The 24914-nt window shown below is 28.0% G+C and carries 18 protein-coding genes; 1 reads left to right on the top strand and 17 read right to left on the bottom strand.

Features of this window, described 5'->3' with window-relative positions:
- Positions 1-6: 6 nt before the first annotated feature.
- The 5 genes from BQ9840_RS10640 to BQ9840_RS10620 form a co-directional block, all read right to left on the bottom strand.
- On the bottom strand, positions 7-1014 hold the full coding sequence (locus BQ9840_RS10640) for an ABC transporter ATP-binding protein (RefSeq protein ID WP_077369766.1): 1008 nt from the start codon (positions 1012-1014) through the stop codon (positions 7-9).
- Positions 1015-1017: 3 nt separating this feature from the next.
- Positions 1018-2025: an ABC transporter ATP-binding protein gene (locus BQ9840_RS10635; RefSeq protein WP_077369765.1), complete on the bottom strand. Its 1008-nt coding sequence runs from the start codon at positions 2023-2025 to the stop codon at positions 1018-1020.
- 12 nt (positions 2026-2037) lie between these two features.
- Positions 2038-2916 (bottom strand): oligopeptide ABC transporter permease, encoded by an 879-nt coding sequence (opp4C, locus tag BQ9840_RS10630; protein ID WP_077369764.1) that lies wholly within the window; start codon positions 2914-2916, stop codon positions 2038-2040.
- Between the two features lie 16 nt (positions 2917-2932).
- Positions 2933-3886 carry an ABC transporter permease gene (locus BQ9840_RS10625; RefSeq protein WP_077369763.1) on the bottom strand — a complete coding sequence of 318 codons (954 nt, stop codon included), beginning with the start codon at positions 3884-3886 and terminating at the stop codon, positions 2933-2935.
- A gap of 142 nt (positions 3887-4028) precedes the next feature.
- Positions 4029-5666 carry an ABC transporter substrate-binding protein gene (locus BQ9840_RS10620; RefSeq protein ID WP_097677483.1) on the bottom strand — a complete coding sequence of 546 codons (1638 nt, stop codon included), beginning with the start codon at positions 5664-5666 and terminating at the stop codon, positions 4029-4031.
- Positions 5667-6071: 405 nt separating this feature from the next.
- Here BQ9840_RS10620 and BQ9840_RS10615 point away from each other — a divergent pair, with 405 nt between their 5' ends.
- Positions 6072-6932, top strand: coding sequence for a MurR/RpiR family transcriptional regulator (locus BQ9840_RS10615; protein ID WP_077369762.1), 861 nt, complete (start codon positions 6072-6074; stop codon positions 6930-6932).
- Positions 6933-6975: 43 nt separating this feature from the next.
- Here BQ9840_RS10615 and BQ9840_RS10610 read toward each other — a convergent pair whose 3' ends face one another.
- The 12 genes from BQ9840_RS10610 to BQ9840_RS10555 all read right to left on the bottom strand — a co-directional run bounded on the left by BQ9840_RS10610 (position 6976) and on the right by BQ9840_RS10555 (position 24905).
- The gene (locus BQ9840_RS10610; RefSeq protein ID WP_077369761.1) at positions 6976-7392 is read right to left on the bottom strand and encodes an acyl-CoA thioesterase; all 417 of its coding nucleotides are present in this window, start codon (positions 7390-7392) and stop codon (positions 6976-6978) included.
- Between the two features lie 133 nt (positions 7393-7525).
- The gene (locus tag BQ9840_RS10605) at positions 7526-8326 is read right to left on the bottom strand and encodes an REP-associated tyrosine transposase (protein WP_077369760.1); all 801 of its coding nucleotides are present in this window, start codon (positions 8324-8326) and stop codon (positions 7526-7528) included.
- Between the two features lie 4 nt (positions 8327-8330).
- Positions 8331-8552 (bottom strand): DUF3343 domain-containing protein, encoded by a 222-nt coding sequence (locus BQ9840_RS10600; protein WP_077369759.1) that lies wholly within the window; start codon positions 8550-8552, stop codon positions 8331-8333.
- 4 nt (positions 8553-8556) lie between these two features.
- Positions 8557-9705, bottom strand: coding sequence for an aminotransferase class V-fold PLP-dependent enzyme (locus BQ9840_RS10595; protein ID WP_077369758.1), 1149 nt, complete (start codon positions 9703-9705; stop codon positions 8557-8559).
- Positions 9695-11128: a BREX system Lon protease-like protein BrxL gene (gene brxL / locus BQ9840_RS10590; protein WP_077369757.1), complete on the bottom strand. Its 1434-nt coding sequence runs from the start codon at positions 11126-11128 to the stop codon at positions 9695-9697. Before brxL ends, BQ9840_RS10595 begins: the two co-directional genes overlap by 11 nt.
- Before the next feature lie 15 nt (positions 11129-11143).
- Entirely contained in the window at positions 11144-13603 is a 2460-nt protein-coding gene (locus tag BQ9840_RS10585; RefSeq protein WP_077369756.1) for a PglZ domain-containing protein, read from the bottom strand.
- 33 nt (positions 13604-13636) lie between these two features.
- A complete protein-coding gene (locus tag BQ9840_RS10580; protein WP_077369755.1) occupies positions 13637-17740 on the bottom strand; it encodes a hypothetical protein in 4104 nt (1367 codons plus the stop codon).
- 22 nt (positions 17741-17762) lie between these two features.
- On the bottom strand, positions 17763-18347 hold the full coding sequence (locus BQ9840_RS10575) for an ATP-binding protein (protein WP_077369754.1): 585 nt from the start codon (positions 18345-18347) through the stop codon (positions 17763-17765).
- Complete coding sequence (locus BQ9840_RS10570) at positions 18332-19153, bottom strand: hypothetical protein (protein ID WP_077369753.1); 822 nt, start codon at positions 19151-19153, stop codon at positions 18332-18334. The genes BQ9840_RS10575 and BQ9840_RS10570 overlap by 16 nt, the downstream gene beginning before the upstream one ends.
- Position 19154: 1 nt before the next feature.
- Complete coding sequence (locus BQ9840_RS10565) at positions 19155-20873, bottom strand: phosphoadenosine phosphosulfate reductase domain-containing protein (protein ID WP_077369752.1); 1719 nt, start codon at positions 20871-20873, stop codon at positions 19155-19157.
- Complete coding sequence (locus BQ9840_RS10560) at positions 20842-22431, bottom strand: hypothetical protein (RefSeq protein ID WP_077369751.1); 1590 nt, start codon at positions 22429-22431, stop codon at positions 20842-20844. The genes BQ9840_RS10565 and BQ9840_RS10560 overlap by 32 nt, the downstream gene beginning before the upstream one ends.
- Positions 22432-22442: 11 nt before the next feature.
- Positions 22443-24905, bottom strand: coding sequence for a sigma factor-like helix-turn-helix DNA-binding protein (locus BQ9840_RS10555; protein WP_077369750.1), 2463 nt, complete (start codon positions 24903-24905; stop codon positions 22443-22445).
- Positions 24906-24914 lie beyond the last annotated feature (9 nt).

Raw genomic sequence — 24914 nt, 5'->3', positions numbered from 1 at the left:
ATCAATCTATCTATATAAATGACATGCCACCTGATGACCCATATCATTAGAGTAATCTAATAATTCAGGTTCAACTTCCTTACAAATATCCATACAGTGAACACATCTATTGTGAAAAGCACAACCTTTAGGCTTATTTATAGGACTAGGAACGTCTCCCTCAAGTATAATCCTATCTTTTTTCTTTTCTATCGATGGAATAGGTACAGCTGAAAGCAATGCTTGTGTATACGGATGAAGGGGTTTATCATATAATCCTCTTGAATCAGCAATCTCAAGAACCTTTCCTAAATACATAACTACAATTCGATCACTCATATATTGAACAACACTTAAATCATGGGCAATGAAAACATAAGTTAGATTCATCTTTCTTTGAATTTCCTTCATCAGATTTAATACCTGTGCCTGTATAGAAACATCTAAGGCAGAAACAGGTTCATCGCATATTACTAGTTCAGGCTTAATGCAAAGAGCTCTAGCAATACAGATTCTCTGTCTTTGACCACCTGAAAATTCATGAGGGTAACGATAGAGATAATCAGTTTGTAAATTTACGATTTTGAACATTTCCTCCATGATATCTTTTCGTTCATCCTTATTAGTATAGCCATGAACCTTTAATGGTTCATCAAAAGAATCAAATATTTTCTTACGTGGATTTAAAGAAGAATAAGGATCTTGAAAAACCATTTGAACTTTCTTTCTAAATTCAAACAATTCAGCTTTACTAAGTTTTGCAATGTCCTTTTGTCCATCATTAAAAGTATATATTAATTCTCCACTAGTAGGTTTTTGTAGCATCATAATATTTTTGCCGAAAGTAGTTTTTCCACATCCTGACTCACCAACTACACCTACTGTTTCGCCTCTTTTTATATCTAAGGAAATTCCATCTAAAGCTTTAACTGCTCCTACTTCCTTATTGAAAAAACCTCCATATATAGGGAAATACTTTTTCAAATCCTTTATCTCATATAATTTTTCAGATTCTTTATTAGCACGTTCAGCCATCAATTACACCCCCTCCATATCGTCAAATAAAGTACATCTAACTCTATGACCTTCTTCTATTTCATGATCTTTAATTTCCCCTACTCGACATCTATCAGTACAAAAATCACATCTATCTGCAAATTCGCAACCTGTCTGTACATCTTGTGGTCTAGGAGTAGTACCTCTAATGGTTTGTAAAACTTCTCCTTCTTTCATGCCTAAAACTGGCACAGACCTTAAAAGAGCCTTTGTGTAAGGATGACTTGGATTATTAAATATATGTTCAATACTGCCATATTCAACTATTCTTCCCATATACATAACAGCAACTCTATCTGCTACCTCAGCTACTAGCCCCATATTGTGTGTAATCAAAATAATAGACTTGTTGTATTTTATCTGAAGTTCCTTCATCAGTTCCATTATCTGCGCTTGAATTGTAACATCTAGAGCTGTAGTAGGTTCATCAGCTATAATCATATCTGGATTACATATCATGGCAATAGCTATCATAACACGCTGTTTCATCCCTCCGCTAAATTGATGAGGATAATCATCAACACGAGATGCAGCATCAGGAATGCCTAATTTCTCAAACATTTTCACGACTTCAGCCTTAGCTTCCTTTTTTGACATATCAAAATGTTCAAGTAAACCTTCTGCAACTTGATCTCCTACTTTATATACAGGATTTAAAGAAGCCATAGGATCTTGAAACACCATACCAATTTTCTTTCCCCTAATGGATCTCATTTCCTTTCCAAAAGGTCTTAATTCATTTAGTTTATATTCATTATCATCTGCATAGAATGTAATTTCTCCACTCTTTAGTCTTCCAGCTTTGGGTAACAATCGGACAATAGAGTGAACAGTAACACTCTTTCCACATCCAGATTCTCCTACGATAGCTAAAGTTTCACCTTTATAAGCTTCAAAGGAAACTCCTCTTATAATTTCAATTTCATTGTTATCGATTTTAAAACTAGTATGCAAATCATCAACCTTCAGTATTAATTCTTTCTTGTTCATAATCACTGCCCCCTATTGTTTTGGATCAAGGACATCACGTAGACCGTCCCCTAGATAGTTAATAGCTAAAACAAATATAGATATAACCAAACCAGGTGATAGCCATAGCCACCAATAATTTTTCAATACCTCAACAGACTTAGCAGCATTCATAATATTTCCCCAAGTAGGAATTGTACTAGGAACACCAAGTCCCAAAAAACTAAGCCCTGCTTCTTGTAAAATATATCCTGCAATATTTAAGGTAGTTGAAACCATAATAGGGCTTAGAGTATTTGGTAGAATATGCTTAAACATTATAGATACCTCAGAAATGCCAAAAGCCTTGCATACTTCTACATATGTTTCTTCTCTAAGAGAAAGAAATTCATTCCTAACCATTCTAAAAGTAGTCATCCATCCAGTTAGGGAAAATATTATAATGAGATTATTCACACCCTGCCCAACAATTCCAACTAAAATAAGAATCAAAATCATATTCGGAAAAGTTAAAAAAACTTCAGATAATCGAACTAAAAACTTATCAATTTTACCTCCAAAGTAACCTGCTATACCTCCTAAAATTGTTCCTATTAGCGTTCCAACCAAAGCACCGCAAATACTAACATAAACAGAAACACGTCCTCCATATAGTATCCTAGCGAAAACATCTCTACCCAATTTATCCGTTCCAAGTAAATGCTCTCTACTAGGAGCCAAAGTTATACTGTCCATATCTACAGTAGAAGGATTATAAGAAGTCAATAAAGGAGCTAATACAGAAGCTAATACCATAATGACAAAGATAATCAATCCAATCATCGCCAACTTATTCCTCAACATTTTATTCCAACTTCTCTTTGCCAAGCTTGATTTCTTAGTTTTATTAATAACTGCTTCATTAGTTGCCATCCAAAATCACTCCTTTCTATTTATCAAATCTAACCCTAGGATCTAATACAGCGGTCACTAAATCTACTAAAAAACTAGATAAAAGAATTGCAACAGCAACCATTAAAGTCGTAATCATTATAACTGGATAATCATTTGATGAAACTCCAGCTAAAATCAATGAACCTATCCCTGGATATGAAAATACAGACTCTATAACAACAGAACCTCCAACTAAAAGAGGAAGTCTAAAAGCAAGAAGTACAAGTATTGGACCTAAAGAGTTTCTAAAAGCATGTTTAATATAAACCTTCCACTCTGGAATTCCTTTACTTCTAGCAGTTTTAATATAGTCTTTATTCAAAACGTCTAACATAGAGTTTCTTGTATATCTAAGTAAAGCAGCTGTCATGGATATAGCCATAGTAAAAGACGGCAAAATCATATTTGGTATCCTATCTGCAAAAGATTTAGCATCAACTGTTAAACGCCCACCAAAAGGTAGCCATCCTAACTTGATGGCAAATATCTGAATCACCACAATTCCAAAGAAAAATTGAGGAATAGATATCCCTACTACTCCAATTATTCTGCCAATATAATCCACAATAGAATTTTGCTTAATAGCAGATATAAGTCCCAAACCAATTCCAAGTATAGTGGACAATACAATTGCTATAATAGATAATTCCAAAGTTGCAGGAAGTCTTAACTTAATCAAATCACTTATTTTTGCTCCAGTTGAAATACTGTATCCAAAATCTCCTTTGAGAATATTTGATAACCAACGAAAATATCGTATATAAACAGGATCATTCAAACCAAGAGATTCTCTAAGTGCTTCTAAATTCTCAGTTGATGTCATATCTGGAGAAGCTAAATAGTTAATAGGGTCTACAGGTGAAAGTTCTAACGCAAAAAAAACTAAAGCACTAACTAATAACAACATGGGGATTATTGCTAGCAACTTTTTGACAAAATATTTTAACATTTCTTCACTCCTTTCTGAACAATAAAGTTCCTACAGACTTTAGAATATAAGCAAATTATATGCAATAGGAGGTAAATAATTATTTACCTCCTATTATAACCATCGGGTTTATGTTTTTCTCCCCTTATTACTATCAATTGTTTTATTTAATGATTTCCCACTCTTCAAAGTGTCTGTCATAGTTATACCATGGGTTTCCAAATTCTCCAACAGTCTTAACCTTATCTGTCCTTATAAAATAGATATTTTGTAAACCAAGCAATGGCAATTTATATAAATATTCTTGTTCTAACTTTTGTAAATCTTGAAGTATTTCAGCACGTTTTTCAGAATCTGTAGTTTCTCTTAACTCGTTTATCTTATCGTCAAATACGCCTTCTTTACCTAAAATTCTTACAAAGTTAGTATTATCTGAAGCATATTCACCATACCACTCTTCATAACCAAATGCTGAAAGACCTTTTAATACAATATCATGATCCCTAGTAGTAAAGATTTCAGAAGTAGCATCCCCTTGGAATTTTTGAACATCAACTTTTATTCCAACTTCTGTCCAATATTGAGCAATAGCTTCCATAAAATCTATAGATGCTTGGTCATCATAGTAATATCTTAATTTTAGAGTCTTAGAAAAATCAAATCCTGCATCTTCAAGAAGTTGTTTTGCTTTTTCAGGATTGTATTCGTAATCTTCTGCTGACTTGTAATATTCATCATATGATGATGGAACTCCAGTATTATGAATTTGTGCTAAACCAGTAAACATTTTTTCTTCTAAAGTCTTTCTATCGATAGCATAAAGTAAAGCTTTTCTTATTCTAACATCATCTAATTTTTCATTAGGCTTACCATTTTCGTCTTTAAGATTCATAACAAAATAACGATAGAATAATATATCCACAGGTTCAGCTGTTAAACCATCAATGTTTTTCAATTCGCTTATTTCATTTGCAGCATTAGTATTATAAATATCTAACTGTCCTGCTTGAGCAGCTGCTACTGGATCGGAAATAATATTTAATACCACTTTAGAAATCTTAGGCTTTTCTCCATCATAGTTTTCATATGGAACTAAAGATAGATAATTGCCAGGTTTAAATTCATCAATTTTATACATTCCATTTCCAATAGGTTTTTGCCAAAACTTTGCATTGTGAATTTCCAATGGGTCTTCATCTTTTAAAAGATGTTTAGGATAAATTGCAAATTGACCTAATACATTAAGCATATTCCCAACAGGATTAGTTAATTTCATAGTTATAGTATTTCCTTCATAAGTTAAACCACTTAAGCTATCAGCAGTTCCAGCTTTCCACTCTTCTGCACCTTCTATTTTACTAAAAGCACCTGAGTAAATAGCATTTAACAAAGAAGCTTTTAAAGAAGTTCCAATACTCCAAACTACATCTTCTGCAGTAACAGGTTCTCCATCATGCCAAGTTACTCCATCCTTCATAGTAATAGTATAAGTCAAACCATCTTCAGATATTTTATAATCAGAAGCTAAATCCGGTTTTACATTAGTTAATGTAGCATCTGGTAAAAATAAACTTCTAAATGTTAATACCTTAAATAACTCACCACGATTTACCCATAAATGATCAAATTGAGTATCCATAGTTGTACCAGAATTAATAACTGTATACAATACGTCTTCAACTTTTTGAGTTTCTTCAGTTTTCTCTACATTACCTTGCTCGGAAACATTCTTATTACCACAACCGGTAAAAACTGAAAAAGATAATACCAAAACTAACAGTAATGCAACTATTTTTTTCATTTTAAATCTCTCCTTTTCTATAAAAATTAGTTGTTTTTTAGTCCTTAGAATATTTTTTAATTCTAGAACTATTGAAATCTGGCATTTAATGAAAATGTTTTCCAACTCGTTAATAGCTTGTTGAAATCAAGCTTTAGTATGTATATTATCATATTTTAAATTTTGTTTCAATCAATTTATGAAAATATTTTTTATAAATTGATAAATATTTATTTCTCCTTAAAATCCTCCTTGAATTTTTGGGACATTTACTTGCTTTGGATAAAGAATCATAACAATTAATTTATTTTTTGTTTTTTATTGAAATTCATGGATTTTTCATCTATACTATCTTATAAAGGACTTTCTTTTGATTCAATACCAAAATTAAGGCTTTTTTTTATGCTTTTATTGGAGGTAGAAAAAATGCAAAATGATGACCTATTTAGTATAATTGAAAATAAATATGATACTTTTACTACAGCAGAAAAAAAAATAGCTGATTATGTAGAAACTTTCTCTAAAGATGTATTATACTTATCTATATCAGATTTGGCAGAATCCTGTAATGTTGGAGATGCTACTGTTTCTAGGTTTTGTAAAAGCCTAAATCTAAACGGATATCAAGAATTTAAGATGTTACTCGCCCAAAGTTTATCTAATAAAAATAATTATATATACTCAGGATTATCAGGAGAAATCAAATCAGAAGACACAGTAGAAGAATTGTCACAAAAAGTTTTAATGAGTAGCCTTTCTACATTAAATGAAACCTTCCAACTTCTCAATTTTGATAATATAAGAAAATGTGTAGATATGATATCATCATCTAGAATAATAAGCTTTTTTGGTGCAGGTTCTTCTGGTTCAATAGCTTTAGATGCTAGAGATAGATTTGCCCGCATTATACCAAATACATGCTGTATACTAGACTCTCATATGCAATTAATGGAAGCTGCCTTGATGAATGAGGAGGATTTAGCTATAGCATTTTCCTACAGTGGCTCTACAAAAAATACTATAGATATTCTAAAGCTTGCTAAAAATAATGGTGCAAAAACCATTTGCATAACAAGATTTAGAAAATCTCCCATTACAGAATATGCAGATATAACGTTACTCTGTGGATCTGTAGAAGGCCCATTACAAGGAGGAGCATTATCAACAAAAATTGCCCAACTATACATCGTGGACATACTCTATAGCGAATTCTTTAAACAACACAATGAAATATGCCAAAAAAATAAGGAAAAAACCACAAAGGCAATTTCCTCAAAATTACTATAACCAAGTCAGGGGACAGTCCCCTGACTCAGTTTGACTCACTTTTTTATAGATTATTAGCTCTTTCTCTAAATATTTTTTCTTCTTCATTTTCAGGTTCATCAAGAATAATATTGTGGGGCATAGATTTTCCGTTTTCATCAACAAATACAAAAGTAATAAATCCATCTGATAATACATAATCTGAATTGTTTTTAGTTATTTTACCATGAACAGTAAAGCTACTTCTTCCAGCTTTAACCATGACAGTTTCAATATTAATAATGTCTCCTCTATTTGCAGGTTGCGTAAATGTAAGCCCATGTACATTAACACAAACTATATTATCAGGTCTTTCGGTTTCTTTAGCTGCACATACAAAGCAAGACTCCACAAACCATTCAGCCATTCTACCAGCAAATAATGTACCATGATGATTCAAATCTTCAGACTTAACTAAACGTGATACTTTTACTTTTTCCATATCCTTACCCCCTATGATGTGATAAGAATATATTAGCACTAAATGTTGATTATTTCTATATATTTCTAAAATTTAATAATGAATCAAAGGCCATGCCTTTAACTCACTTTGAGTCAGGGGACAGTCCCCTGACTCACTTTACTCTTTGTATAATATTTCTATTAATACCTAATATATTCTCCAAATCTCTGTTTGAAAAATTAGATTGAGTCTTTATTTCATATATCAATCTATTTCTTAACTTTATATTTTTTCTATTTTTCATTAATTCATCAAATGATATTTTATTTTTATCTAAGAATTCTTCTGTAAAATCTTCCACCTCTTCTGGAGTTTTCAAATTCTTTCTCTCAATAATTTCAAAATCTTGAATATCAATAAACTCATCTTCATTTTCAAGTCTTGAATATTCCTTAAATAAGATCATAGCTTTTGAATTACACTGTGAAAACAGAGAAAGTACAAAATCTGTATTTAGACAATCAAGAGCATAAGTCTCACTTAAATATGATCTATAGCTACTCCAAATATAATCTTCCCTTTTTTTTACTATCTTTGCTTTAACAGGATTATTATGTACATATCTAACTGCAGTTAATAAATACTCCTCAGTTTCTATAGGCTCACTTTTAAACCTTCCCTGAAAAACATGACCTACTCTATCATATTTCTTATTAAAATAAAAAGCATAGGTAGTATTAATTTTACTCATAATAGTAGAAATATCTTCACTTATTTCTTTCATTATCAAATGTATATGATTGTCCATAAGACAATAAGCATAAATACAAAATTCATTATTATTACTTTTTAAAGATATAATGTCTAATAGTTTTTCTCTGTCTTCATCATCTAAAAATATTTTTTTCTTTTCATTTCCACGAACCATAATATGATATACATAAGTTTGACTTTTTTGCCGAGGCATTCTCATATTATCACCCCATAATTATATATTTATGAGTCAAGGGACCGTCCCCTGACTCATTTGAGTCGAGTAAATTTTGAATAGTATCTATGCTTACATCTGAAAAAAGGCATACTCCACAATAAACACTGTCCTTAATTGGTGTAGGTACAATCTTATAATCAATATTGTTATCCCTTAGTATTTCTTCACCTTTAAAAACGTCATTAGTACTATAAAATATATAATACATAACATTACTCCTTAATCATTTTTTTAATTACATAAATAAATTTTTCTACCTCTTCTAATGAGTTATAGTAATCTAAACTTGCCCTGACTACTCCTGTATTTTCTGTCCCTAAGTAGGTATGACCTAATATATTACAATGATGACCTGATCTAACACAAATATTATTTTCACTTAAATAATAAGAAACTTCTTGGCAATCCATCCCATCTACATTAAAGCTTATAATAGATAAATTTTTTTCTAAATCATTATTACCATAAACAATAATTCTTGGTAACGTCTTAAGCTCCTCTAAACATGTTGAATAAAGATTTCTTTCTTTATCTAATATTTCTTCTTTGTTTTCTTCAACATACTTTATCCCTGATTTCAAACTCCATATAGATGGCATATTTAAAGTCCCTGCTTCGTATTTTTCTGGAATAATATTTGGATTAGTAAAAGTTTCTGAATGAACTCCCGTTCCTCCTTGTATAAGAGGTTCAATATCTAACTCTTTTAAAGAACATAGTCCTCCCGTTCCTGGCAATCCATACAAATCCTTATGCCCTGTAAATATTAAAAAATCAATATTATCATCTATCATATTTAGATTTACTCTACCAGCACCTTGGGCAGTATCTAATAAAACTTTTATATCCCTACTCTTTAAATATTTAATTAGTTTAGAAGAATATAAAATTTCACCTGTTATGTTAGAAGCCAAAGATAATATACATAACTTAGTATTTTCTCTGATATACAAATCCAAATCATCTTTATCTAAGCTTCTAAACGCTTCCATTGGTAATATACCATACTCTATTCTTCCTTCTTCCTTAAGCTTATGCAAAGGTCTAAATATAGCATTATGTTCCATTGGTGATATTAGTACATGATCATCTTTCTCTAAAAATCCCCTTAAAAATAAGTTTGACGCTTCTGTAGCATTTTTAGTAAATATAACATTAGTAGATGGACAGCCAAAATAATTAGATACAACTTTCCTTGACTGATACAAGCATCTTGACGCTTCTATAGCTAACAAATGACTTCCTCTACCCGGGCTTGTCCCTATCTCCCTAATATAAGATTCAAAAGCATTGTGTACAATCTCAGGTTTTTTCCTTGTAGTAGCTGCATTATCAAAATATATTATTTCATTAAATTTCATCTCTTATCTCCCATTCCAACTTCACATTATAATCCTTCTTACCAGTAATATAATAATTCTGATTTATTACAAATTGTCTTATTTCCACTGCATATTTTATTATCTCTTCTAAATATTCATCTTCAACTTCACCATGAGGATATATTATTTTTAATAATCCAGAAACAATTTTGATTACGCTCTTTTCATCCCTAATATTTGCATTGATTAGTTTAACTCTTTCTCTTGCTATATTTTGATGTATATAAGACTTCCTAAGCTCGTGTAGTATTTCACTAAAATAATCTGCCATAAATCCATAGTGTTTTGTAATACTTACTTCTCTTTTCTCTATAGGATCTAATTCCCATCCAGGAATAACTCCTGACAAACGTGTTACAAAAGCTTCTTCTCTTAACTTTTGATTGAGTACATCTAAAAATAATGTTTCTTCTTGAAACTCTTTGTCTGGACTAATATTTCCGACCATCATAATTCCACAAGTTGAAGATTGTTCAACTCCACCTCTATCAAACGAAAAGCTTTCTAAATATTTGTAGAGTTTATTTATTACCTCTTCATTTAAACCTTTTTTCCTAACTTTATCAATTTCATCAAACAATACAATATCATACTGTAGTAAAAGTCCAGGAGTCTTACTTTGCAAATTATAAAATAGTTGAGCAGGAGTAACAGCACTTCCTGATATCACTCGAGAATAAGCTGAAATATTTTCAAAACAATAAGTTTTTCCTGTACCTGGTTTCCCAAACTCCATCAAAAATACCGACTCTTCAACCATAGGGATTAATCGAGATAAAATTATAAGCTTCTTTCTCAAATCATAATTATTATAATCCAGTCCAACTGTTGATATGATTGCATTAATCCATGATTCAGTATCAATGTTAGAACGGCCTCTTTTAAAATCTTCTAAAGAAATATTAGAAAGTTGCAACGGTTTAAACTTTTGTAATTCTATAATTCCTTCTTTATTTACATCCTCACCATCATATTCAGAACCAGGTGCATAATATCTTAGTTCTCCTAATCCCCAAATTCCATCAATTAATAATCTTTCATGTTCTTTAACTAGAGTTGGATTAGCAATCATATTAGCTAATTGTGTAGTTCCCATACTTGCATTTATTTCATTCTTCTTTGTATCTACTTCTGCTTTAAACTTATCTAAAACTTTGATACTATATTCAGAAACTAATTTGTTTTTTAAAAGTTCTTTTTCTCTACTGCTATATTTATGTAAATTAATAAAATTACTTGCTTCTTCTATTGACTCTTTAGTAATTCCATCTATAGCATAAACACCTAAAATATATTCTGAAACATATCTTGGAATGCCTTGTATTTCATTTTCTAAAGCAAGTTTCTTATTTACAACAGCAGAACCAAAATTATCCATTAATTGTTCTTCCCATTTCTCCATAATATACCACCCTTTTTAAAAATCTAAAGATCTTTTTTCTGACATCTCTTTATTAATAGAACTAACTGTACTTACCTGAACTTTTTCAGATATTCTAAATGACTGTTCAGTACTATTATTTAAATAAAATATCTTTAATTTTATTGTTTCCTTTAATTTTTCTCCTCTACAATAGCTATCTTTTAGCTTAAATTGGAGTATTATTTTTCTCTTTTCCTTTGATGATAAATCAGTTACTTCTTCAGTTATACCTAAATTAGGTAGATTTATCTTTATTCTTTTTATGCCATAGTTATTAGGATTATATATAACTAAGCTTAAAAAAGATATTTCATCTAAAATCAGATAACTATCCCCTGTAGTTACTATTAAGTCATTAAAAACAGCTGGTTGCTTCCTATATATACCATAGGGAATAATTGTTTCTTCCATAGAAAGTCCTCCATGAACAAATCCTTTTGCTTGCCTTCCATAATAATATTCATTTCTAGGAAATAACCATGCATAGACTTCTTTATTATTTATTACATTAGGTAAACCATATTTATAACTATCTTCTCTCCAAATTGAATACCATTCATTCTCATTGACTTGACTCTTAGTTTTTTCATATAAGCTTTCTTCAAAATATTGGCTCATCAAAACTAAGCAATTTCCATGTTGATCTTCTTCAATAATATCCGGAATATCTAAAAATATTTTTTTCTTGTTTTCGATATTAATAGAACCATGATCTGTTGACAATACAATTATCATATCTCCATACTCATTAATCTTTGTTATCAATCTACTTATTAAATCTCTTAACAAAGGTTCCATCGCTTCTGTTGTCATATTGTTTGTTGCATGAAATATGGCATCACTTTGAGAATAGATTAAAGTATAAATATCTGCATTTTCCTTCAACAATTCATCAATTTCATCTATTCCACCATTTCTATATGCTATAGTATAATTTGAAAAATTCCTCTTCAAATGTTTTTCTTCGTTATATATGTTAAATTGATATTCTTTGTCCTGCTTTTCATCTACCAAAGTTTTATAGGTATTTCCAGTAATTAAACTAGTTCTAGATACTGAAGTTATTGAAGGTAGCATTGATAAACAACTTTGTTTTGTATTTTCAATAAAATATTCATTTTCCTCAAATATATTCTTTATATTATTCCACAATTCCCATCTAAGACCATCAATAACAAAGAAAAAAATCCTAGCTTTATCAAGATAGTTCTGTACTTGTTTTATTATCTTAATATTAGTTTTATCTTCCCTTAAAAACCTAGGATAATTTTTATATAAAAACTCTTCATAATAAGATTCCATCTTATGTTTATATATCTTGATTTCATTTATTATTTCTAATAAAAATACTTCATTCAAATTCTCTAACGATTTAATAATATTTTTTTCTTCTTCCATAGCTGAAAACCATTTAAGATGAAAGTTTTCATAATAATAAAACCAATCCTCTAACTTTTCAGGAACATTATAGTTTCCTTTAAGTTCCATGAAATCCATTAAATTTCGAAGTAACTTTATCTTTTCTTTGCCCTCTTTTACATTTAACCAAAGATATATTTTTGATAGATTTTTTCTAAATGTATCCACGCTAAAATTATTTCTAGTATAATTCCATACCCAATTCCATTCTTCATCTAAAAACCCCTTTGTTCTACTCAAAAATTGATTAAGTTCTTCTACTTCAAATATGCTTAGTTTGTCCTTCATTGATGAAATAATTAAATTTAATTCATCAATGACATAAGGTGATCTTTGAATTAAATCCATTACAAATTCTTTAGAAACATAATTTTTCTCAAGCAAATCTACTTTTGTACTTATAAGGTTCTTAGAAGATAAAGGATAGTCATAGAACAAATAAGTTGAAACCAAAGACAACTTCATTAAATCTAATGCTTTTTCATCCTCTATTGAAAATAGCCTATCAAGAAATAGTGGATCAAATTCTATATCTAGGTTATCCTCCATTATTTCCCTTAATCTTATATCAGTCCATTCTGCTCTTTCTTCTTTTATGGAATCTTCCATCCATAAAATTAACTCTTCATAATTTTTTATTTGAACAATAAATTCACCATTATTAAATATATATTTAATTATATTGATATCAAAATTTAAATTTTTATTATAACTTTTTAGAAAATCTTGTATATCTTCTTCACAAACTAGTTCTTTTATTTCCTGCTTTTCTGATAATGTAAAATCTAAATCAAACTGTTCAATTATAGTATCAAATGAATATTGTATTAAATCACACCAACTAGGTATATTATATATATCTTCATAATATTTAAAATAAGATGGACGAACAACTACAATATCAGCCTTTTCTCTTTGACCTTCCTTCACTTCATTAATCATTAGTCGGCTTTTTGCATAAGTTAATGCATCGTTAACTATAATATCAGCACAGTCCTTATACAATTTATCTGGATCTTGAATTATTTTTATCATTTCAATCCTCCAAATCCATTAATCTAAAATAAATTATTCCTTAATAATTATTACATCATATTGATTCTTTATATTGTCTATCTCTGTAATCAACTTATTTTTAAACTCAGAAACTGTCATCTCTTTATATCCTGATAATTCTATACTTTTGCTTATATTTTTAATTATTTTATTGTAATCAACTCTTTTTTTTGTAGTATCAATAATAATAAAATTATCAATATATTCATTTATGATAGGATACAACTCATTAACTAAATTTATAATTTCATCATGGTGTTCAGCCCAATCGTATCTAATAATTGACATCATATTTCTTGTTTCTTGTATTTGCTTTGGATATTTTTTATTCACAAATTCAACTATTGTTTCATCTCTGTTATATAATTCTTTTACGATCTCTAATTGTGACAAATTATCAATTTTATTTATATACTGGTCTGCTAAACTACCTAGTTTTAACCTAATATCTTTTTGTTTGTTTTTAATAACGTTTATATTATTTATAATATTTTCTAAATCACTACAACTTTTACATTGTATAATACGACCTATTTCATTTTCGATATTTTGATCACAAACTGCTATCCTATTAACCTCTGATTTTATAGAAGAAAGACTATCTAAATCATTGAAGTTTATATTTTCTAAACACTTTATAAGAGGAATAAATTCATAATTTGCTATTGCATCTAATAATTCTTTTTTTGTTATATTTAAAATATTGTGATTGAATAAATAACTTTCATTATACTTTTCTATAGCATTATTTACAGTTTCTTTCAGATTATCTAGTAGAATAATAGATTCAAATTTATTGTTTTTCCAATTATCTTCTGTAAATATTTTATTTATTATCGTATTTAAGGAATCTTCAGCTTCTTTAGCACTATTAACAATAGCTTCTATGTCTATATTTTTTGTTTTTTCATTTAATTGAAAAGCAATTTTTTGTTGTTCTATAAAATCATTTATATTATTTTGTAACCATATTGTATTATCTATAAAATTTTGTAGCTTAATATATCTAGAAATTGGTATATCATTATCTGAATCATTTAGCTTTATATGATTATCAAAATGTTTGTCTATTATATTACTAATAGAATATAGTAAATCATCTGGTTTAATAATATTAAATGTTTTTTTCACATCTTTCTTTATATCATCTAACTTTTCTATTAAAAAATTTTTAGTGGAAAGTATTTCTAAATTTTTTATAAATAAATCTGTTTTATCACAAAAAGTCTGCATATATCCACTAAAAATATTTAAATTAGCATGTTTACCAAAATCATCCGAAGGCATAGTGGGTGATAAACTAATATACGCTCTTGTATCACTATAGCTTTTATCTATTATTTCTAAAATATTTATAACATCTTTTTTTACTATAAATGGAAGCGAATCCTTGACTTCCGCCATCTTATAATTATTCCATACCTCTTTCATAGTATCGACAGTTACTTCTATACGTCTATCTTCACTGTCTATCAAGTAATACTTGTCTGATATCCTAAGAAAAATAGCAAATAACACCTCGAACATAGGATCATTTAGTCCATAAGGTGGAGATATAAGTATATTATACTTATCCCTAATTGATAGCTTTTCTTCTGGTTCTGCAAATAAATCAAATATTTCCTTTACAATAGAATTATTATTTGGCCTTTTTATCTCTACCCTATAATTTTGAGTTGTCTTTGTTAATTTAACCAAATCTAAAGGTTTTAAAGACCATCTAATTTGTTTAGAAAAAACTTTGCTTGAATCAAGATCTACCCTTTCTGCCTTTCCGGGAACTATTAGATTTTCTATTAACTGATTGCATGCATTTCTAGTACTAAAATCTTCAGAATCTATCACTGGAAATTTAGGATATAGCTTTTCTACTAACCATAAAGTTAGTAAATGGTCCATAGATTTTATATCTTCTAAAATTTCATCTTTAAATAAAAAGATAAAGTTTTCAGATCTTCCAAAAAAGCTTAATTTATTGTATATTTCATTTCTTAATCTAACAATTTCCAATCTAAGTTGATTCTGTGCTTTTGGATTACTCATTATGCTTTCATTTTTAGTTAATCTTTGAACAGCCTCATATCTTCTTAATAGATTTGCATCATCACTTGCAAAAGTAAATTCTTTAGGTATAGCTAGTGCAATTCTATTATCTATTAATTCTTTTGATTTTTCTTTTGCAATTTCCATTACATCATGATAATTATAGGTTTGTCCTGCTGTTGGTAAGTAAAATACTATTTTGCCATCAGCACTACATCTATCTATTTCTTCCTCAATATTTAATTCTTTTAGTTCCCCAAAAGAACTAGCAAACTTTCCTTCTATATATCTGTCAAAAGGAAATCTCTTAGATGATTTTGTAAGAGTGTAACTAGTCCTAATATCTAAGGTTGCAGATCTATCTGTTATAAGGTTTTTAAGCAGCCTCTCCTTATCAGTATCTGGCAACTCCTTTCTTATTTCTTCTTCAATATCAATACCAGCTGAATCTGGTGATAATTCATATCCATTTGCACCTGCATTAAAAATAATATATGATTGAGAATCATTGGTTTCTTTTAAAAAATATTCTTTAGCTAATTTTAATTCTTCTTCATTTAAAGACAAAATATATTTTATATTAGAATCGTTTATCCCCGTTTTTATTTTTCCAACATTTGTAATAGTAATAGCATAGTCCAAAGCAAGTGCTTTAACTATTCTTTTCTGTAAATCGGTATTAGTCCTTTTTATTTGAATATTATAAGCTTTTGCAAATTCTTCTCGTCCTCTAAATATAACTTCATTAAAGCTATCCATAATAGCATCTACGCCTAATAAATTTAGTCTACCTTGATGATAAATATTGCCTTTTTCAACGAAAGCTCTAAGTTCTTCATTCATAAATGTAAATAATGTCCTATCCCCTTGAGCATATTTTTCTGATATCTTAATTAAATATTCCAGTGTAAAAGGGTTCATAGGATATACTTCTTCTAGTTTATACAATTCATTATTTTCATCGTATTGATTAAATATATTAATATTCTCAAACTTAATCTTATTAAGTTTTTCTTCATCTTTTTCGATTACATTTTCAATTAACTTTGAACCTCTATCAAAATAAAGTTTGTAATTTTTAAATCTTCCAGCGGTCTTTTTTACAGCATCCATATTGGAAACATTCTTCTCAAGTATATGTTCTATATCTTCATGTTCAGTTGTTATGAAATGAATTTGCTTTGCATTTTCAACCATCGTACTCTCTGTTAATATATCAATACTTCCTAAATCAATATTTAAAAAACCGGCTTCAGAACGTCCTCTCAAATATGAAGAAAATTCATCAAATATAATAACTAAACCATCATAACCATTACCTTTAATTATTTCATCTGTTTCTCCTAAAAACTCTCCCAATGTATCGAAATTGTCTTTAGGATCTTCTTTCATAATTAATTTATATACTTTTTCATAACCTTCCTTAGCGTATCTATCCCTTTGCTGTAATCCTTCGATCATTTCTCCATAAGTAAAATCTATTTCATCCTCGAACTGATCCTTAAACAGATTATACATTGGACTATTTTCACTTTTCCATTCTATTAATTGTCTTGCTGTTTTTTCATAAAAACTATTGTAATTTAATTTTTCCTTCCCTATTTTTTTTACCAATTTATTATATACTTGTCTTTCTATAACACTTTTAAAATCTAACTGAGAAAAATCCTTTCCATTGATATCTACTATAATATATCGTTTTGCCTGTTTATTTAAAGTATCTAATTGATATAATATACTTGAAAAATCCGAAAATTTTTCAATAATCTCATCATACATATCTTTATCTTCTAAGGATTCTAACATAGACTTTATCATCAATAGAAAATACGATTTCCCCATTCCATAAGTGCCTGTAATCTTATGACATCTATCGACTTTACCAGGTATAATAGAACCTTTATGTTCAGTAGTTTTATCATCTCTTTGCCTTGTAAATCCTTCCAAGATATTTAAAAAATATTCCCCTGTTTGTTCTAATACTATATAACCATCAATAAGGGTCTTATCAGAGGATTGAAAATCTATTACTGTAGATATAGGTTTTATATTTACAGCCTCTTTTAATCTCATATTTCTTCCCCCTTTAGCCATTTTAATTAAACATCTGCCTTAAACTTGTAACCTTATCTAATTCAAATAAATTAATATTATTAAAATAAGTTTTTACAATAAACTCTTTGTCTTCTCTACAAAAAGGCATTGCAAGTACCCTCTCACTAAATTGAGCTATTAGTTTTTCTATCATATTCTGATCAAAAATAGATGTTAAAAATATATATTTAATAGGCTGATCCATAGTCAAAAATTGTTTATATAAAGAAATTAACTTATGTTTATCATTTTCAGTAATTACAGAAATAACACTATCTATTTCATCTAAAATAACTATTTCATTGTTTTTTTCATTTTCTATAAATATTTTTCTTAAGAATAGTTGTAAATCTGGGAATTCGATGGTTCTTAATCTTTTGGTTGAAACAAAGCCTTCTAAATATTCTTTAGTAAAATTCTTGTATATATATCTTGGATTTTCCTTTGATAGATATCTCGCCAGCTCAGTTTTACCTGTTTGAGAAGCACCAAATAAAAGTATATTTTCCCTACGATAATTTTTGTTTTCTAATTCTAATATTCTATTTAAATATTCCTTTTGGGATGGCATCAATTGGATATGCATATTTCTACAATCCTATCAAGTATTTTGTCTGCATCTAATTCCGGTGAAAGACTGATTTGATTTAATCCTGCTTCTTGTTCTAAATAAAGAATCCTATCATCTACTAAATAATGTATTTGTTCGTATAATAAGTCTTGTCCCATGAAAAATATTTTTGCAGGGAAATAATCTTTAGTTGGCAATTCAGCAAGTTTCAATGCTGCTCTTGACTTTGGCCAATTATCGTAAAAAATATATGCTGTTACTAATTTGTGTGGAATATATCCTGAGATTTCATATAATCCATCTTTGTTTACAACCATTCCCATCTTGCCAAAACCTGTAGTATTATCACATAATCCTTGATTTAAGGCTTGTTTTAATAATGCAAATTTTTTTGAATAATTAATATTTGGAAACTGAATTTCAAATCCTTTTTCAATATCCGCAATAGTAGTTTTATTATTTATTTTAAAAGCTATATCATAAAGTATAAAATTTATTAAAGCTGAAAAGTATAAATGGCCACCATTTTCTTCACCTCTAGCCAATTTATATAATAATAGGGGCTCTAAAAAGTTATAATTATTTTTTAATTTAAGTATATTAGAACCAAAATAAGTTACTAAATATTCATTTTGTTCATTTCTTGTTATTAAATCTACTTTACCTAAATATTCAACATAACTATCAATTTTTTGATCTCCAAGCCCATTTTCCCTTGCTAATTCAGCTTTGATTTTATAACCACAATTAATATCACTTAATAACTTAAGTATCAATGGTATATCAAACTTAAACCCCTGACCTGAATGACCGCTATTCATTTTATTCCTCCTTTTTTATTAGTACTTCATTCATTAAGCAACCACCATTAAACTTTGCTATGCACTTTAAACAATGAATACATTTATTACTATCTATCTTATAGATATTATTGAAAGTAGATATAGCACCTCTTGAGCATACACTATCACAAGCTGAACATTTAATGCATAATTGATATTTTCTTAATTGACACTCAAATCTTTGTTTAAGAAGGGTTACATTTTTTGTTACATAAGGCATAAATTTAATTATTTTTGAATCATATCTTGTTTCAATTTCAAATAGTTTTTTATTACTTTTTCCATCATATACTAAAATATCAACCATTTCATTTTTAACACTTTTTTTAATACTACCAAATGGCTTAAGATATTCGTCAAAACAATCAGAATATGATTTTTGTATAATAAAATTTTCATATTTTTTATCTACACATGGTGTTTTATCAATTTTAGTATGGTCATTATTTAATCCTGCACCACCATGTCTAGCCTTCCAATAACCACCATCTACATATTCTTTATAATCTTTTTTACCGATTTTTTGTGCAAAATTATACAAAAACTCAGTCCATTGTAATTGTAAATTTTCATAATATATATTATTTAAAAACTCTGACCACTTTGAATTATTTGGACAACACCAACAACCTACTCTTCTATAACCTAATCTGTATGCATAATTATATTTTAATCTTCTTGTAAGAATATATAGCCATATATCATAGTCTAGCCATCCATATACAGGTGAAACTACCTTTTGAGATGTTATTTTAGGGCTATTAGAAGTTCTGCCATATTTATTTCTAGCTGATGATTCTTCAGCTCTAACCCCATAAAAAGTTAAAAATTTATCATGTTTTATTCCATTATCCTCATAAGTTATGGTATTTAATATTTGAGATATTGGTCCTGATTTAAATATTGAACAACACCAACCTCTTATACGCGTTGGTGGACCTATTTCTTCACATAATTTCATAAAATCTTTATCCGATTTAACCTCAATAAATGGAATTGATGGATTTTCCTTTTTAAATTCATCAATAAATTCTATTGTATTCTTCATTTCTAATGTTGTATTACCAAATATGTGTAAAATGTTGTTTTTAGATAATGCTTGTCTTACAATATCCGATACAACTATACTGTCTTTTCCCCCGCTAAATGAAACAAATGCTATTCTATTCTTATTTGCATTAAAAACATCTACTACATATTCATGCCCTTCAATTTCTAATTCCAAAAATCTCTCTTTATTTGCTTTAATAAATCTTTCTATAAACTCATTTTCCTTATTTATTAAAGTTTCTAGATCTAACGTTTCAATTAAATCATAATATTTTTTCGATATTTCTTTAGTGTCTTTTATTTTGTTAATATTTAATCTTTTCTTTTTATTATCTATTAAATATCTATTACTACCCAAACTCCATACAGGCTGTTTATATATTTCTTTATCATATATAACAGAAAGAAGTACTTTCTCTTCTAAAAAAACTGGTATAATATCTCCATAATATTCTTCTATATAATTACCACATATATCACATCTTCCATCTGAATCTGTACCCCATACAGGCATTTTACAATATTTACAATATGGAACTTGAACCTTTTCCATATCAGAATCTTCTCCACATGTTTTACATCTTTCTTCATGAGAAAAAGCTCCACAAATATTACATTTATATCTCATTATCATCCATTCTCCATTCATCTAACAATGGGCAATACCCTCCACTACTTTTCATATATGCTTTGGAATTAATTAGTCCCATTGCCCTTAGAATATTTTTATTGTAGTAAGTTGTTCCAAATCTCACCAAAAACTTTAGCGAAATAGGATCATCTATTAATAGTTCTAATTCTTCTACATTGTTTTCTATTTCTTTATATATTTTATTAGCTCTATTCTCCCTTATATTTAAAAGGACTTTTTTATAATTAGATTTATTTATACCATATTTTTTATAACACCTTATACAATTTGTATTAGAATTTTTGTCTAAATCATTCCTCATATTTAAACAACAAATATCTTTACCATTGTATATGGATCCTTTACCTCCCGAAGCTCCTTTGCCAATAAAAATCCATAAAAATTCCTTATTATATCCATTTACAATACAATATTTTAAAATGTCCATCATAGAATACTTTTCAATCAAGTTTATATCTTTAATTAAATTAAATAAAAATCTAAAACTATCAAATTTGTTTAATACTTCTACAAAATCATTTTTTATTTGCTTAAATAAAAAATCAATGTTTTCATTCTTCCCTAATTCAGTATCCATAAATAAATCCCTATGTGGTTTAACTTCTGTTAATGAAATTAACTTATTAGATATTTTTAAACATTCTTCAGTTACTATGTAAGATGACCTTTTCTTTTTTTTAGAATTCTTCTTAATTAAATTTATTTTTTCAAATTCCATTAAATGCTTAGGCAAAAAATATTCTTTTGCTACTGAATAACTAATCTTATCTCCAAAATAACCTAAATTAATGAATGTAGCAATTATTTCATTTAATCTTAAATTAATTATTAAATTTTTCTCTTTTATATTTATGTTTTCATTAATTAAATTATTGTTTTTGTATTCTAAAAATTTATTTTCATATAAATTATCACTTAAGATCCCCTCATCTTCCTCTTCAGCCACTTTCTCAAACTCATCTAAATAATTGATATGATAATCAATTTTCTTTGATGATAGTTCAATATCTCTATCTTGTAATAGATATGTAATCTCAAAACGATTTTCCTTTGGAAAAACATCACAAAAATCTTCAATTAAATCATAGGATATATATGTTTTTTTAAGACCGTATTCTATTAAATCTTTTCTATTATTAATATAGAAACTTTCTCCTAGATGTTCTGCTATAATATTGCTTTTAACTAATTCATTATTAGAATAAGTATACTTATCTTTTGAATTATCTTCTAAATCCTTTTTTAATATATCTTGCAATTGAAGGTCTGATAAAGTTATATATGGCACACCACTATCTACAAATATATGCTTTTTGAGTTTACTTATAGTATTCAAGTTGTTTTCAGTACAGTATTTAATAAAATCGGGTTTATAAAACATATAATTATCTGAAATAGATATATAACCTTCATTTTTTAGATAATCTTCTAATTCTCTTTGAGATATTTTAAAATTATCCTGATTCATGTATGTTGGAAAATACTTAGTATTAATTACTTTTGTTCCTAATTTTGAAATAGTGTTTTGTATTCTTTTTTTAATTAGTTCATCCATTTTACTCCCACCTAATAATTTACTATTATGCCTCTATCATTTAATTCATATAACAATTCTCTAGGGTTATAACCTAAGTCTACTAGCTTTTCTATTGTTTCATAATATACATAACCTTTTTCAAGTCCAAATGCTAACAAACTTTCTTTTGATAGAATTTCATCTATTATTTCTTCGTCTTTTTCTTCGTTTTCTAATAACTCTTCCATACTTCTTGTCCAAAATTCTTCTGCTTCTAGTAATAAGTTTTCTTCTATAGGTTTATACTCATTTAAACCACTAACAGATAAAAAGCGAGCTACCTTTTCATTTATAAATTCCATGTAAAACACTTCATCAATATCAGGTATACAAGTCCATCTATTAATACCTGTTATAGTATCTGAACTATAAGATTGAAAATGTAACTTTTCATTCCTATCAATAACTACAATCCTTCTATCAAAATTAAAGTTAACATGTCTACTTATACGCAAACTAGAAGATTTCTTACAAGCTTCAGAAAGTTTATATTTTGTTATATAAATTTCATTTAATTTTATAACATCTAAAATTACCTTGTTATTATATAACAAAGTATCATTCTGAATTTTTGTGATATCCACTCCATACTTAGCTAGCCTTTCTGGTTCATCAACCCACTCAGTTAAAATATATTGTTTTGTATATATATAAGCAACTTCTTCATGAGTTGCTAAGTAGTATTGAACTGATCGTTCTTTGATCTTATCAAACCTACGTCTTTTAACTTCAGAAAATAATTCTTCATAATACAATGGCCTACCTGCTTCTTCTAAAACCTTGTATATCAAATCAGTTATATATATATGTTTAGGAATCCCCCATTCCTTCAAGCCATAAGTTCCAGGTGCCACCCTTCTTAGTAAATTATCCCTTTGCATAGTTGCTAAGGTATTTCTTCCTGGTTCTGTACTCAAAGGTAATTTGAATTTTTCTGCTGCAACTTCTACCTCACTATAGTGTAAAGGTCGACCTGATTTATAAATGATTATGTATATTTCTTCTTCGTTTGTTGGTTTCTTGCCTGTATAAAAATATTTATTTTCGTCTATTTTAGTCATACCTATATATTCTTGTAAAACCCTAATATAATTATCTATGTGTTTACTAAAACCAGATGCAAATGGAATCTCTTCTAGAGAAATTATCTTACTATCAATAGTAATTTTATTTAATTCTGTGATAATTCTTTCATATTCAGGTTTAAAAATTACTATGCCATCCATTATCCTACATACATTTTTATTTTCAAAATAATTATTGATTATTAAATCAAATAATCTATATTCTTCTTCTGTAATACCAATGGTAGATAAGTCTATAATTTTTTCTAACTTAAGCTTGTCTATAAACCAGTTATAAAAAGGTCTAATATATTTAGAATAACTCCTATGCGTCATTTTCTTTCTTATTTTTTTCTCTATCTGCCTAACTCTTTCCCTTGTTATATCTAAGCTATCTCCTATGGAACCTAGTGTTTCACCCTTTAATATTCTTCTATAAAATATATCAATATTTCTTTTGTTTTTAATACTTTTCAAAAGACTTGAGCATGTTAATTCCCATTGTTTTTTTAAACTAAATCTACCTAATGAATCTAATTCTTCGTGTATTAACCAGCATCCTGGAAATACTTCAGTATAATTTCGTTCAATAAGTAAATCTTCTATTCTTTTTTTGCTTATTTCTATACCTAGTATTTCCACATCGTCTATCACTTTGTCTATTGAAATTTCCATTTTATCATCAAAAACATTATCTATATATGTATTGACTAGTTCATAACTTGGCGTTTTCAATAATCTAGTATGTAGCCATTGATTAAGCTGTATTTGTTCAGAAAAAGTTCTTTTTATACCTTTTACTGTCCAATATTCTTTATAATGAACAAAGTTTCTACAATTATTCAATATATTAAATAAATCTCGAATAGTTATATCAATAAGTGCACCTGTTAAATTCAGATAAATATCATATATATTAGCCGGCATCTTTTGCTTACTTAAATAATTAAATATAACATTTGCTTTTTCATTATCATTATCCTTTATATCATTCAATATATTTGTGGCCTTGTAAAAATTGTTAAATAACTCTTCTGGAAATGGTAAATATTTTACTATATCTGTTTCAGCCTTTTTAGGTTTAATAATGTCTAATGATAGAAACTTTATATCAATATCCATTACAAAATACTCATTAAGTAATATATTGTATAGTTCTTGAAGGCTATTAATATTTTTATTTATTAATGTCTTTTTATCTATTATTTGATTACCATTAACAAAAATAGCATCCTTATTTTCTACAAAATATTGTTTGACAAAATCAACAAATGTTTCTGATGGTTTACCATATATAAGAGATAATTTATTACATATATTTTTTATTGATAATACTCTAGTAGTATATTCAATTTTGTTCCATTCTTTATATAGGTATTTTTCTAACATGGAAACTAT

It is taken from the genome of Anaerosalibacter sp. Marseille-P3206, from assembly GCF_900155565.1.
Taxonomy (GTDB): domain Bacteria; phylum Bacillota; class Clostridia; order Tissierellales; family Sporanaerobacteraceae; genus FUHM01.
The sequence above is the reverse complement of the archived record's forward strand: the minus strand, read 5'-3'. Positions and strand labels throughout refer to the sequence as shown.

What these genes read in the sequence shown, in the direction of transcription:
- BQ9840_RS10640 (WP_077369766.1), bottom strand. Translation starts at nt 1,014, where the DNA reads ATGGCTGAACGTGCTAATAAAGAATCTGAAAAATTATATGAGATAAAG.
- BQ9840_RS10635 (WP_077369765.1), bottom strand. Translation starts at nt 2,025, where the DNA reads ATGAACAAGAAAGAATTAATACTGAAGGTTGATGATTTGCATACTAGT.
- opp4C (WP_077369764.1), bottom strand. Translation starts at nt 2,916, where the DNA reads ATGGCAACTAATGAAGCAGTTATTAATAAAACTAAGAAATCAAGCTTG.
- BQ9840_RS10625 (WP_077369763.1), bottom strand. Translation starts at nt 3,886, where the DNA reads ATGTTAAAATATTTTGTCAAAAAGTTGCTAGCAATAATCCCCATGTTG.
- BQ9840_RS10620 (WP_097677483.1), bottom strand. Translation starts at nt 5,666, where the DNA reads ATGAAAAAAATAGTTGCATTACTGTTAGTTTTGGTATTATCTTTTTCA.
- BQ9840_RS10615 (WP_077369762.1), top strand. Translation starts at nt 6,072, where the DNA reads ATGCAAAATGATGACCTATTTAGTATAATTGAAAATAAATATGATACT.
- BQ9840_RS10610 (WP_077369761.1), bottom strand. Translation starts at nt 7,392, where the DNA reads ATGGAAAAAGTAAAAGTATCACGTTTAGTTAAGTCTGAAGATTTGAAT.
- BQ9840_RS10605 (WP_077369760.1), bottom strand. Translation starts at nt 8,326, where the DNA reads ATGAGAATGCCTCGGCAAAAAAGTCAAACTTATGTATATCATATTATG.
- BQ9840_RS10600 (WP_077369759.1), bottom strand. Translation starts at nt 8,552, where the DNA reads ATGTATTATATATTTTATAGTACTAATGACGTTTTTAAAGGTGAAGAA.
- BQ9840_RS10595 (WP_077369758.1), bottom strand. Translation starts at nt 9,705, where the DNA reads ATGAAATTTAATGAAATAATATATTTTGATAATGCAGCTACTACAAGG.
- brxL (WP_077369757.1), bottom strand. Translation starts at nt 11,128, where the DNA reads ATGGAGAAATGGGAAGAACAATTAATGGATAATTTTGGTTCTGCTGTT.
- BQ9840_RS10585 (WP_077369756.1), bottom strand. Translation starts at nt 13,603, where the DNA reads ATGATAAAAATAATTCAAGATCCAGATAAATTGTATAAGGACTGTGCT.
- BQ9840_RS10580 (WP_077369755.1), bottom strand. Translation starts at nt 17,740, where the DNA reads ATGAGATTAAAAGAGGCTGTAAATATAAAACCTATATCTACAGTAATA.
- BQ9840_RS10575 (WP_077369754.1), bottom strand. Translation starts at nt 18,347, where the DNA reads ATGCATATCCAATTGATGCCATCCCAAAAGGAATATTTAAATAGAATA.
- BQ9840_RS10570 (WP_077369753.1), bottom strand. Translation starts at nt 19,153, where the DNA reads ATGAATAGCGGTCATTCAGGTCAGGGGTTTAAGTTTGATATACCATTG.
- BQ9840_RS10565 (WP_077369752.1), bottom strand. Translation starts at nt 20,873, where the DNA reads ATGAATGGAGAATGGATGATAATGAGATATAAATGTAATATTTGTGGA.
- BQ9840_RS10560 (WP_077369751.1), bottom strand. Translation starts at nt 22,431, where the DNA reads ATGGATGAACTAATTAAAAAAAGAATACAAAACACTATTTCAAAATTA.
- BQ9840_RS10555 (WP_077369750.1), bottom strand. Translation starts at nt 24,905, where the DNA reads ATGTTAGAAAAATACCTATATAAAGAATGGAACAAAATTGAATATACT.